The following is an 11,625-nucleotide window of genomic DNA, read 5'->3' on the forward strand; positions in this document are numbered from 1 at the left end:
CGCCCGGCCAGGCGCGGCGGGCGGGGCCCTGTGGCCCATGAGGATCACTGCGTGCGCCAGTGGGATCAAGGTGCCCTGGACCGGGTGTGGATCACGGACTTTACCTACCTGCGCTGCGCCCAAGGCTGGGTCTACCTGTGCGCCGTGCGTGATGCGCACTCGCGCCGAGTCCTGGGATACGCCATGGGCGAGCAGCAAAGCACCGACCTGGTCATCACCGCGCTCGACATGGCCGCTACCACCCGTGGCGGCTTCCCCACTGGGGTCGTGCTCCACGCTGATCGGGGAACACAGTTCACCTCCGAGAAACTGGCAGCCTACATGCGCGCCGTCCAAGGAAGAGTGTCGATGGGGCGGGCCGGAGTGTGCTGGGATAACGCCATGGCCGAATCCTTTTGGGCCACCCTCAAAACCGAGTACTACTACCGGCGTACCTTCACCACCCGCGACCAGGTCTACACCGGGGTCGCCACCTGGATCGAAGACTTCTACAACCGCCGCCGCATCCACACCAGCCTGGGCGGCAAATCCCCCATCGAATACGAACTACACCAAGCGGCCTGGACAACAGCCGCATAAACAAACCGTCAACAACTTGCGCACAACACCAATTGGTGCTGTATCTAGTGCATGATGTGTCCCGGGTATTGTGGAGAGTATCTTAGGCCGGATTGGAGGTTTGGGATGTCTGGTCAGCGTAAGTATTCGATGGAGTTGCGTGAGCGTGCGACGCGTATGGCGTTGGAGGCTCGTGCTGATCCCGAGCGGCGTAGGGGTGCTATTAAGCGCATTAGCGGCCAGTTGGGGATCAATCCTGAGGCGCTACGTACGTGGGTGCGTGCCGTGGAGCAGGGCGGACGCAATGAGCGCGGCGAGGTCAGTGATCAAGAGGCCCGCATCCGGGCGCTGGAAGCTGAAAACCGTGAACTGCGCCGAGCCAATGAGATCTTGAAGGCGGCGTCAGCTTTTTTCGGGGCGGAGCTCGACCGCCTCGCGCGTTAGTTTACGACTTTATCGAGGTCAATCGACATCGGTGGGGAGTCGAGCCAATCTGCACTGTCTTGTCCCAGTCAGGGGTGCGGGTTGCTCCCAGTAGTTATTACGCCGCTCGGGCGCGCCCCTTGTCGGCGCGCAGCGTGCGCGACGAGGCGCTCACAGACGTGATCAGACGCGTGTGGGAGGAGAACTACTGTGTGTTCGGGGTGCGCAAGATGCACGCCTTCCTCAACACTCACGAGTTGGGCGTGGGGCACGTGGCGCGCTGCACGGTTGAGCGCTTGATGCGGCGTATGGGTATTCGTGGCGTGAGTCGGCGTCGGACCCGCCATGTCGGGCGTGTTTAATTGTCTGTGTATCCGTCTTTTGTTTGAAAGGATTGATGCATGATGAATGATGATGATGTTGTTGTGGCTCGCGCTAGTGGGCGTGAGGCTGTGGAGGAGCTTCGCAGCTCGGGGGCGTTGGATGCGTTGTTTGAGCGTCTTGATGCTGGCGAGGTCGAGATGACGGGCAGCCAGGGCTTGTTGCCGGCGTTGCTCAAGGAGGCCTTGGAGCGCGGGTTGGCCGCTGAGCTTTCCGAGCATTTGGGGTATGAGAAGGGCCAGACCAGTGGGCAGGCGCGCTCGAACACGAGGAGGGGCACGACGAAGAAGACCGTGATGTCGGAGGTGGGTGCCTTCGAGATCGAGGTTCCTCGGGATCGGGCGGGCTCGTTCACCCCGCGCCTGGTGCGTAAAGGGCAGCGGCGCCTCGATGGTTTGGATTCGATGATTATCAGCTTGTATGCCGGGGGGATGACGGTACGCGATATTCGCCATCACCTGGCCTCCACCTTGGGCGTGGAGGTCAGTGCCGGGACGATTTCCACGATCACTGACGCGGTGTGCGAGGCCGTCTTGGAGTGGCAGCACCGCCCCTTAGAAGCGTTCTATCCGGTGATCTACCTGGATGCGATCCGCATCAAAGTCCGATGCGATCACAGGGTGGAGAACCGGGCCGCTCACCTGGCGGTGGGAGTGGACATGGAGGGGGTCAAGCATGTGCTGGGCATCTGGGTCCAAGCCGATGAAGGAGGGGCTTTTTGGGCCCACGTGTGCGCCGAGCTGGCCAACCGAGGCCTACGCGATGTCCTGATCGTGTGCTGCGACGGGTTGGCTGGCCTGCCCGAAGCCATCGAAGCGACCTGGCCCCAGTCCATGGTCCAAACCTGCGTGGTTCACTTAATCCGCGCGTCCATGCGTTTCGTGTCCTACAAGGACCGTAAGAGCGTCGCCGCGGCTTTGAAGCGGGTGTACAGTGCGCCCAACGAGGAAACCGCTCGAGGGGCGCTGGAGGACTTCGCGGCCAGTGACCTGGGAGCGCGCTACCCCCAAACGGTTGCGACCTGGCAGCGCGCCTGGCAGCGCTTCACGCCGTTCTTGGCGTTCCCTCCCATGCTGCGCCGCGTCGTGTACACCACCAACGCTATCGAGTCCTTGAACTACCAGCTGCGTAAAATCACCAAGAACCGCGGGCATTTCCCCAGCGAAGAAGCCGCCGTCAAACTCTTGTGGCTCGCCATCTGCGACATCGAAGACAAACGAGCCGCCCAGCGCCTCACAGACGCTGGCAAACCTGCCAACAAACGAACAGGACACACCCGCCTCATCCAAGGACACACCACCACCAACTGGAAACAAGCCCTCGCCCAACTCACCACCGCCTACCCCGACCGAATCACCCCCTACCTCTAACCCCCATACACAGAAAAATTGACAGGCTCGCCATGTCACGGCTTCAGCGCCGCGCCATGCATGCCCCTTGGATCTGGTCAATCGGCATTTTGGGGCCCGTGATCTCAACGAGTTGTGGGTCGCAGACATTACCTACGTGCCAACCCAGGCTGGCTGGGTCTACGTCTCCTTCGTCACCGACGTGTGCTCGCGTAAAATCTTGGGCTGGAAAGTCGCCTCCTCGCTGCATACTGACCTGGCCCTGGACGCATTAAACATGGCGATCTACCAGCGACGCCGCGAAAACATAGACACTCGAGGGCTCGTGCACCACTCCGACCGAGGCGTCCAATACCGCGACGTGCGCTACGGACAGGCACTAGCCCAATGCAAGGCCATAGCCTCAGTAGGATCCACCGGCGACTCCTACGACAACGCTCTAGCCGAAGCCTTGAACTCCTTATACAAAGCAGAACTCATCTACAACAAAGCACGTCCCGGCTACACAGGTCCATGGCGCGACCAACGCGAAGTCGAACGCGAAACCGCCGCCTGGGTCCACTGGTACAACACCCGCCGCCCCCACCTCGCCCTGGGCGGCATCACACCACAACAAGCAGAAAACCAACACACAACAACACGAAAGAAAGCGGCCTAAAAATCCCTACACAAAACCCGGGACTTGACAGCACTGCTTCGTCGCGATGAAACCGCTGTCACCTTTGCGGTCCGGTCTTCGTGCGTGGGTGAAACCGCCGTCACCTTTGCTCGCCCGAAATGTGTGTTTTTGTGGCATTGTGGGCGAGCAAAGGTGTCGCTGGTTTCATGCGTACCCGTGAAGGAGCTAGCAAAGGCGGTGGCGGTTTCATTTGTGCGCGAAAAAGTTCGCCCCGCGGCGCTGTGTCATCGCGAAAGCGCAAAAAAGTTCGCCCTGCGCGCTCAAAACACCCAAAATTTGGCGTTTTTGTGCTTGCTGGGCGAGTTTTTTCGCGGAAGAGCCGCTGGAGGGGCCGTGCTGGGCGAGTATTTTCGCGCCGACTGGCGCTGCGCCCAGGTCTTGTTGGCGACGCGGTGCACTTCAGGTGGCTGCGGTGGGGGTTTTGCGCCATGCGAAGCCCTCTGTCGGCGCGTCGCCGGCGTGTCGGAGCCTTGGATGGCGTCATTCCCCCCGGTTGGTGGCGGCGCGACCGCGACTTCAGGTGGTGTGGCCGCCAAAGTGCAGACCCATTGGACGAAAGTCGCTGAAAATGGCCTGTTTTGGCTGAATGGGTCTGCACTTTGGCGGATTTGCTGTCTGTCGTGGTGTGTCGTTCGCACGCGAACCCGCTATTGCGAGCCTAAGCCCGCTATATCGCACGTAAACCCGCTACTGAGAGTGTGAGCGGGGCTGCCCAGGCTCGTATTAGCGGGTTAACGTGCGGATTAGAGGTCCCACGTGCGGATTAGAGGTCCCGCGTGCGAGGTGTCGGGCCTCCGAGCGACGCAGCCCTGGACGTCATCGCTGACAATCGGGGTGAGTGCCCCGGCAAAACGCCCAACTGGGACGCACCCAAGCAACGCCTCGAACTGCTGCTCAGGACATAACCCGTCTTGCAACCACCCCTAGAATCCGGCCTCTCCCTCCTCGAACGGGGGTGTGATAGTTCCGTGTCGGTCGATAAATCGCGCAGGCTTCAACGGCGCGTCTCGAACGACATTGAGGAGCCGGTTGAAGGTTTCCATCGAGGCTTGACGGTTGGAGGGAACGAACTCCAGAGCGGACGCGTACGGACTGATCTGATGACCCTGACCTGACAGGGCGTTAGCCAAGCTTGCTAGCGGGTTGGCTCGTGTACCTTCTTCAATAGCTCTCGCGATCCAGGAGCGACATTCGTTGACATCGTCAGCCCAGGTACGGAATACCTGACCGGTGAGTTCTTGGTGCCAGGAGTAGTCGTCCGAACTGCTGGTTAGTGTCCATCCCGGCCACAGCGCATCGAAATCCTCCAGGTGCATGTCCCTGTCCTGGAGCGACCACCAACGCAACGAGCGTGCTTGGTAGTCCACGAATATCCCGGTGGTCGGAACATCGTCATCCATGGTCTGCTCCCACGCATCCGATTCATCCGGTAGTCGGGAGGCGACCTCGCGAGCCAAAGCCAGGAAATTCTCAGGACCGCATCCAGTAAGATCGTCCAGGAAGCCGTAGGCGCGCCAGGTGACCAAGGTACCGTCTGCCATGCGCACGGTGATCGGATCAACTCCGTGCCACTCATCCCATGGCTCTAGACTGGGCGCGCGATCACACGGCAAACGATCAGAACGGTGTGTGAAGATGGTGGCCGGATCGACGCCCGCAGCCCGAAGAGTTCCTCTGGTTCCTTCGGCTGACCAGGCGGCCGTCCACCCAGGCCAGGTGTGCTCAACGAGGTAGTTGATAAGTCGAGGCATGTAGAGTGCCTCACTCTCCTCTGCCCACACCACCAGTTTCCTGGTCTCGTCGATCAGAAGTGTGCCCTCAATCCACGGCGCCCCCTCCCAAGCATGCGGATCATCAACACCCATCGGAGACATACAACGCACACGCTCATAGGTGGCTTCCATACCGTCGATCGCAATGTCCAGTCCGACCGTTTGGGCCGCCCAGTGGTCGTAGTAGATCTCCCAACCAGAGTAAGTCTTAAGCAAAACACCTAACCGGGAACCCATCGTGACACCTCCAATCGGGAGAACAATTTGTCCGACACTATACGTTCCTGAACGTCCTTGCTAGCCGGTGGTGCGCTCGATCAGGGTCGCGCACGCACTGGCCTGGCCACCTGCGCCACTACCACACAAATTGCTTGCACCCCATGACACTGCCGACCAACATTGGTCAGACACCCGCAAACGAAAAGACTCCGGACTTATCAAATCCGGAGTCAAAATGGAGCGGGCGACGGGAATCGAACCCGCCTCTGAAGCTTGGGAAGCTTCCATTCTACCGATGAACTACGCCCGCAATTCATCGTCCCGAAGGAATCGACTTGTCGATCATAGCGTCACGGTGGACGGGCACGCAACCGGCATCTCGCGCACAGCGGTGTGCTCGCGGCGCTGTGTGCTGTGCGATCGTGGTTGTCGGGCTGCTCTCGGTAACAAGGCTGCATCCGCCTATGCGCGCATGTCGCTCCGGCGCGAAAACGGCAGTGCTGCCTGCTCCTGCCTCAGCTCACGCCTCGTGGTCCGCTCCGAGATGGATCCGGTTCTGTTGCGCGTGCTGGCCGCGGATACACTGAGGATCGTTTGACTGATTGGAGGACCCATGCCTCGTCCCGTGGTGGCCGCAGCCATCGTCGATTCCCTGGAGCACCCAACCGTGCTGCTCGCGTGCTCGCGCGCCTACCCGCAGGAGTTGCGCGGTCAGTTCGAGCTGCCGGGCGGCAAGATCGAAGAGGGCGAGGATGCTGTGGCTGCCCTCGAACGTGAGATCGCGGAGGAACTTGGCACGCACCTGCGGGTGGGGGAGCGCGTGTGTCCGGACGGCGGCATGTGGTGGCCGATCCTGGGTGGGCGCGTCATGGGCGTGTGGCTCGCGGAGGTGGCACCCGGTTCGCCGGCCCCGCGTGCGGGTGCCTCGCACCTGGAGGCCCGCTGGGTGCCGATCACTCAACTCGCGCCCCTGCAGTGGATTGTCGCGGACCTGCCCATCGTCGAGGCCGTGGTCGCGTGTTGTGAGCGCTGAGTCTTCCATGGTCGCGCGGTTGAGTGTGGGGCGCGCGTGGTATGTGCGTGGTCGGGCACGTACGTGGTATCTAGCGGGACTTGAGCGTGGCCGACTGACGGACCTGCGCTGCGCTGGCGCAACGTGGGCGTGCGCGCATCATTTGACGACACATGGGGGCAAGATGTCAGAATGTGCCCATGCCGAAGATTATTGGCGAGTCACTCGCCTCTCACCGCGAGCTGACACGCACGCGCCTATTTGACGCCCTCGGTTCCCTGATGGCTGAGCAGCCCTTTGAGTCGATCACGATGAGTCAGATCGCGGAGCGCGCGGGCGTCGGTCGCACGGCGGTTTATAACCACTTCGCGGACAAGGAAGTGCTGCTGCTTGCGTATATGCGTCAGGTCACCGAAGAGTTCACGTCTGTTCTGAGTGAACGCCTGTCGACTGAACCTGACCCGTTGATGCGTTTGCGCCTCTACATTCGTTCGCACGTGCAGATGACCAGCCGGTACCACGTGAAAGCGGGTATGGGGTTGCGTCGGCAGATGTCGGATCGGGGCGCCTCGCATCTGCATGATCACGTGGGGATGGTTGGCGAGGTCCTCATTTCTATTCTCGACGACGCCATGGGTCGCGGGTTAATTGCGCAGCAGAATACGCTGGGCGCGGTTCACTTGATTCATGCGACGTTGGCGGGGCAGCGCCTCCCCGCGGATGGCCCGCATCGGGAGTCAGCGCTTTGTCTCGTGGAAACGTTTATTCTACGAGGCCTGGGCGCATCCGAGGAAGACGTGCGGCACGTCACTGAGGCTCCCCTTCCTTCTTGGGAATAGTGGGCGCCGCGCGTCCGTTGATTAAGACAGTTCAACAAGGGGTAGACCGCCCCGATCGACCGGTTGGCGAAAGAGCCGACCACGCAAGGAGAAACATGGCTACCGTTACGCTGACGCAGGAGAATTTCGAGCAGACCGTGTCCGCTGGCGACATCGTTCTGGTTGACTTCTGGGCGACTTGGTGCGGACCGTGCCGACAGTTTGGCCCTATCTTTGAAGAGGCATCCGAGAAGTTCACGGATGTTGTGTTCGGCAAGATCGACACGGACGATCAGCAGCAGCTGGCAATGGCCGCGCAGATCACGTCGATCCCGACGCTCATGGCTTTCCGTGATGGCATTGCGGTTTTCCGCCAGTCTGGCGCCCTGCCGTTGTCGGCGCTTGAGGATCTGATCAACCAGATTCGCAACCTGGACATGGACGATGTTCGTAAGAAGATCGCCGATGCCGACAAAGGCGAGTGATAACGTCAGGAGACTCGGTGACGGGCCCTGAGGTGTGAGCCTCGGGACCCGTTTCTGTGTGTTAGCGCCGAGTCTTTAGTGAGGGCGCCCGGCGTTCTTCGAAGCTCGCCAGGTTTCCCGCTCGCGGAGCTTGGCGGTCCGGGGTGATCGCCCACGCCGCGGGGTGGGCTGGCGCGTGGCTTGCCGGACTCGGTGCTCGCTGGGTGCTCTTACGCCGGGCGTCCCCGCGCTGGTCGGCGGGTGATGAACTCGCGGTCCGCGTGGTCGCCGACCATGAAGAGGTATTCGCCGACGATGTCGAAACCGTGCCGCGCATAAAAGCGTTGCGCCCCATAGTTTTCGCTCCATACGCCGATCCAGACGGTGCGCGGTCCGTTGCGTTCGAGCCACTCCAGAGCCGTGCGCAGGAGTGTCGTGCCGTGTCCCTCACCCTGGTGGCCGCGCAGAACGTACAGGCGCTGGACTTCGCCGTCGTCGGGTGCGACGTCGGGGTGAGGTAGGTGCGCGGGACACGCGGTGACGTAGCCGATCAGAGGGTCCTGTAGAGACGAGGCGTGGGCTTCCTCCTCGGGACGCGCGGAGTCCAGGCGCGTGCTGGGGGCATCGGCGGGGGAGGCGCAGGAGGTAACCCGATCGCATCGCTCATCCTCGGCCTCGTCGCTGCTTTCCTCGAAGAGAAGCCAGGTTGCGTGTGCGGGGTCCGTCAGTTCGGTGTGTAGGACGGAGGGGGAGTAGGCCTGATCGAGGAAGAGCGCCAAGTCATGAGGCGCGTAAAGGTGACCGAAGGTCTGGGTGAAACACGTTCGGGAGAGCACGGACAGGGCATCGGCGTCGGCGGGTGTGGCTCGGCGGATCATGGTGTCCTCTCTGTCGGTCGTCTCAATCGTAGGCGGGTCAGGGGGCACGTGGCCGAGTGTCCCAGAAACCTTCCGGACGGCGAGTGCGAACCATTGCTCCGAACGTGAGGCGCATCTTACAATGAGGCGATCAACGCTCATCGAAGGAGACGAACGTGGCACACAAGACCCGCACCGCTCAGGTGCTTGACATTGTCAAAGTCATCGCGTGGGTTGTCATTGCGGTTTCCCTCGTGAAGTTCGCGTTCTTCCCAGCCTCGCAAGATAAGGAGACCGACGACGGCATAGACCCGGGCGGCAGCTTCGGGCAGATGACGATCAACGTGGGCCGCGCCGACATCACGAACACGGTGAAGCTGACGGGCACGATTCAAGCAGACGAGCCGGTGAACGCGCGTGCGACGCTTGACGGCGCAGTCGTGCGCGTCTATGTCAACGACGGCGACAAGGTCTCCAAGGGTGACGCGCTCCTCCAGATACGCAAGGAAATTCCCGGAGAAACGAAACAGGTCACCGACGAGGACGGCACTATCAGCGTGGAGACCGCTGACCCCACCTACAGGTACGAGACCGTCGTTGCCCCGGGAGATGGTACGGTGACGACCGGGGTCCTCGTGGGTCAACAGTTTGCGATCGGCGATACGGTCGCATCGGTGGCGCCCGCGTCCTTTTCTGCTGTGGCGCCGCTGAGCGCCGAACAGATGTACCGGCTCCAGGAGGCGCCCTCCACCGCGACCGTCACCATCAAGAACGGCCCCGCGCCCTTCGAGTGTACGGGCGTCACGCTCGTGACCCCCACCGGCAAGACTCAGGACCCGAAGAACCCCGGAAACGTCGGATCCTCCACGTCGGGGTCCACCGACCTGAAGGCGCGCTGTGCGATCCCCTCGGACCAGACGGTGTTCACCGGCCTGCAGGTGACCCTGGAGATGACGACGGGCTCCGCCACGAACGTGCTCGCCGTGCCGGTCTCCGCAGTCGAGGGCCGCTACCAGAGCGGCACCGTCTACCTGCCGACCTCCGACCCGGCCAACCCCGAGAAGCGTTCGGTCACCCTTGGTCTGACTGACGGCAAGATGGTCGAGGTCAAGGAGGGACTGACGGAAGGCGAGGAGATCCTCGAGTTCACCCCGACCTCGACGAAGGACAACCAAGACGACCCATACGGCTCGGGCCCCGGAGACGGGATGGACAGCGCGACCACGGACGGGGCCGCTGACAAAACTGATGGGACGGGCGCCCGATGAGCCTCGTGCGCCTGCGGGGCGTAACCCGCACGGTCACCCTGCCCGACGGTGAAGACCTGCACATTCTGCGCGGCGTCAACCTGGACGTCGCGGCCGGCGAGCACGTGTCCATCGTGGGCAGGTCGGGCACGGGCAAGTCAACGATGCTCAACATCGTCGGCCTGCTGGATGCGCCCACGTCGGGCAGCTACGAGCTGGACGGCGTGGACACGACGCGCCTGGGCGAGGGACGTCGCGCTCGCATGCGCGGAGAGGACTTCGGCTTCGTCTTCCAGCAATTCAACATTTTCGCGGCTCGCACGGCCGCTGAAAACGTCGAGGTCCCCCTCCTGTACGCGCCGGGCACGCAGCTGCTGCGCAGGCGCTCCATCGCCCTCGACATGCTTGAACGCGTGGGCCTGGCGGATCGCGCGGACTCCTACCCGGGCGAGATGAGCGGCGGCGAGCAGCAGCGCATCGCGATCGCNGCATTCGGGATCGTTCAGGGGTGACTCATGGTGACCGTCGGTGACACGGAAGGCCCTCCACACGCTAGGCTGTACCGGGTACGGCCATGCGGCTCCCACGAACGAAAGGTTTAACCATGACGATGCCCGACCCCCAGGCCAACTCTTCCGACCCGCAGAACGTCACCCCGGCGCCGGCCACCGACTTCGGTGCTACCAGCATTCCGGCTCCTGAAGCGCCAAGCTTCCCCCAGGCTGCGGCCCCAGGCTTTGACGAGGCCACCGCAACGCCCGGCGCGACCACCTACGGTACCGCTTCCGATCCTGCCGGCGCGCAGGCCCCCGGCAGTGACCCCAACGTCGGCGCGCAGGCCCCCTACGGGGCGGCCCCCGGCGCCCAGCCCAGCTACGGCCAGCCCGCGTATGCTCAGACGACCTACGCAAACCCGCCGAAGCAGTGGGTCGTCGCCTTGGTCCTCGCTTTCTTCTTCGGGTTCCTCGGCGTTCATAACTTCTACCTGGGACGCCCCGGTCGCGGCATCGCGCAGCTGATTCTAACGATCACAGTCATCGGCGCGGTCATCTCGTGCACTTGGGCCTTCATTGAGTTCATCATGATTCTCATGCGCGCCGGCTCCTACGGATATGACGCGTCGGGTCAGCCCCTGGTTTGACCCTGGGGTGTTGTCGCGGCGCTGAGTGTGCGACAATCAAGTCATGCTGCTCAGTGACCGCGACATCAACGCCTCCCTGGACTCTGGCCGCATTTGCCTCGATCCGCTGGATCGTGAGCTGGTCCAGCCGGCCAGTATCGACGTGAGGCTGGACCGTCTGTTCAGGCTTTTTGACAACCACCGCTACTCGGTGATCGACCCTGCGGTCGACCAATCAGACCTGACACACCTCGTGGACGTGGGTCCAGAACAGCCTTTCGTCCTGCACCCCGGCGAGTTCGTCCTGGGTGCCACCTACGAGCTGGTGACTCTCGGTGACGACATCGCTGCGCGCCTGGAGGGTAAGTCGTCACTGGGACGCCTCGGCCTGCTGACGCACTCTACGGCGGGCTTCATTGACCCCGGCTTTTCGGGCCACGTCACTCTGGAACTGTCCAACACGGCGACGATGCCGATCCTGCTGTACCCGGGCATGAAGATCGGGCAGCTATGCTTCTTTGACCTGTCATCCCCGGCGCAGCGCCCCTACGGTTCAAAAGGCGTGGGTTCGCACTACCAGGGTCAGCGAGGTCCCACGCCGTCGCGCACGCACGAGCGTTTCACCTGTACACGCATCGAACGGTGACATGATGGCGCTCTATCCTCCGCCCCCTCCGTCCCGGCTTGAACGCATGCGCGCCGAGCGCGCGGCCCGCGCCGCAGCCG

Annotated in this window: 12 protein-coding genes, 1 tRNA gene, 2 pseudogenes and 1 other annotated feature; of the genes and pseudogenes, 12 read left to right on the plus strand and 3 right to left on the minus strand. The window is 62.5% G+C overall.

Annotated elements, in window-relative coordinates; all coding sequences use genetic code 11:
- From BQ7477_RS08485 to BQ7477_RS08505, 5 genes and pseudogenes are all read left to right on the plus strand, one after another.
- Positions 1-579: IS3 family transposase (locus BQ7477_RS08485; protein ID WP_129582563.1), on the plus strand; the 579-nt coding region annotated here is incomplete at its 5' end.
- Positions 580-684: 105 nt separating this feature from the next.
- On the plus strand, positions 685-1,002 hold the full coding sequence (locus tag BQ7477_RS08490) for a transposase (RefSeq protein WP_073983326.1): 318 nt from the start codon (positions 685-687) through the stop codon (positions 1,000-1,002).
- Positions 963-1,091 (plus strand) — a sequence feature (AL1L pseudoknot). Its footprint overlaps the gene before it by 40 nt.
- A gap of 45 nt (positions 1,092-1,136) precedes the next feature.
- Complete coding sequence (locus BQ7477_RS13060; RefSeq protein WP_420884444.1) at positions 1,137-1,343, plus strand: IS3 family transposase; 207 nt, start codon at positions 1,137-1,139, stop codon at positions 1,341-1,343.
- 39 nt (positions 1,344-1,382) lie between these two features.
- Complete coding sequence (locus tag BQ7477_RS08500; RefSeq protein WP_073983602.1) at positions 1,383-2,732, plus strand: IS256 family transposase; 1,350 nt, start codon at positions 1,383-1,385, stop codon at positions 2,730-2,732.
- Positions 2,733-2,781: 49 nt separating this feature from the next.
- Positions 2,782-3,369: pseudogene (locus tag BQ7477_RS08505) on the plus strand (IS3 family transposase); the annotation flags it as partial.
- Between the two features lie 944 nt (positions 3,370-4,313).
- On the opposite strand, the gene BQ7477_RS08510 reads toward BQ7477_RS08505, so the two are convergent.
- Together BQ7477_RS08510 and BQ7477_RS08515 are read right to left on the minus strand one after the other, a co-directional pair.
- Entirely contained in the window at positions 4,314-5,378 is a 1,065-nt protein-coding gene (locus BQ7477_RS08510) for a hypothetical protein (RefSeq protein WP_234968760.1), read from the minus strand.
- Between the two features lie 239 nt (positions 5,379-5,617).
- Positions 5,618-5,691: transfer RNA gene (locus BQ7477_RS08515), tRNA-Gly, on the minus strand.
- Between the two features lie 303 nt (positions 5,692-5,994).
- On the opposite strand from BQ7477_RS08515, the gene BQ7477_RS08525 reads away from it, so the two are divergent.
- The 3 genes from BQ7477_RS08525 (at position 5,995) to trxA (ending at position 7,696) form a co-directional block, all read left to right on the plus strand.
- Positions 5,995-6,414 carry an NUDIX domain-containing protein gene (locus BQ7477_RS08525; protein WP_073983606.1) on the plus strand — a complete coding sequence of 140 codons (420 nt, stop codon included), beginning with the start codon at positions 5,995-5,997 and terminating at the stop codon, positions 6,412-6,414.
- Between the two features lie 179 nt (positions 6,415-6,593).
- The gene (locus BQ7477_RS08530) at positions 6,594-7,232 is read left to right on the plus strand and encodes a TetR/AcrR family transcriptional regulator (protein WP_073983607.1); all 639 of its coding nucleotides are present in this window, start codon (positions 6,594-6,596) and stop codon (positions 7,230-7,232) included.
- A 95-nt stretch (positions 7,233-7,327) separates the two neighbouring features.
- A complete protein-coding gene (gene trxA / locus BQ7477_RS08535) occupies positions 7,328-7,696 on the plus strand; it encodes a thioredoxin (protein ID WP_073983608.1) in 369 nt (122 codons plus the stop codon).
- A gap of 209 nt (positions 7,697-7,905) precedes the next feature.
- On the opposite strand, the gene BQ7477_RS08540 is transcribed toward trxA, so the two are convergent.
- Positions 7,906-8,553, minus strand: a complete 648-nt coding sequence (locus tag BQ7477_RS08540; protein ID WP_073983609.1) for a GNAT family N-acetyltransferase — start codon at positions 8,551-8,553, stop codon at positions 7,906-7,908.
- A 155-nt stretch (positions 8,554-8,708) separates the two neighbouring features.
- On the opposite strand from BQ7477_RS08540, the gene BQ7477_RS08545 reads away from it, so the two are divergent.
- From BQ7477_RS08545 to dcd, 4 genes and pseudogenes are all read left to right on the plus strand, one after another.
- A complete protein-coding gene (locus BQ7477_RS08545; protein ID WP_073983610.1) occupies positions 8,709-9,800 on the plus strand; it encodes an efflux RND transporter periplasmic adaptor subunit in 1,092 nt (363 codons plus the stop codon).
- Positions 9,797-10,264: pseudogene (locus BQ7477_RS08550) on the plus strand (ABC transporter ATP-binding protein); the annotation flags it as partial. The gene BQ7477_RS08545 and the pseudogene BQ7477_RS08550, both read left to right, overlap by 4 nt.
- Positions 10,265-10,383: 119 nt before the next feature.
- A complete protein-coding gene (locus BQ7477_RS08555) occupies positions 10,384-10,920 on the plus strand; it encodes a TM2 domain-containing protein (protein ID WP_073983611.1) in 537 nt (178 codons plus the stop codon).
- A 43-nt stretch (positions 10,921-10,963) separates the two neighbouring features.
- Positions 10,964-11,545 carry a dCTP deaminase gene (gene dcd / locus BQ7477_RS08560; protein ID WP_073983612.1) on the plus strand — a complete coding sequence of 194 codons (582 nt, stop codon included), beginning with the start codon at positions 10,964-10,966 and terminating at the stop codon, positions 11,543-11,545.
- Positions 11,546-11,625: the final 80 nt, after the last annotated feature.

Source organism: Actinomyces bouchesdurhonensis (assembly GCF_900128465.1).
Lineage (GTDB): Bacteria > Actinomycetota > Actinomycetes > Actinomycetales > Actinomycetaceae > Pauljensenia > Pauljensenia bouchesdurhonensis.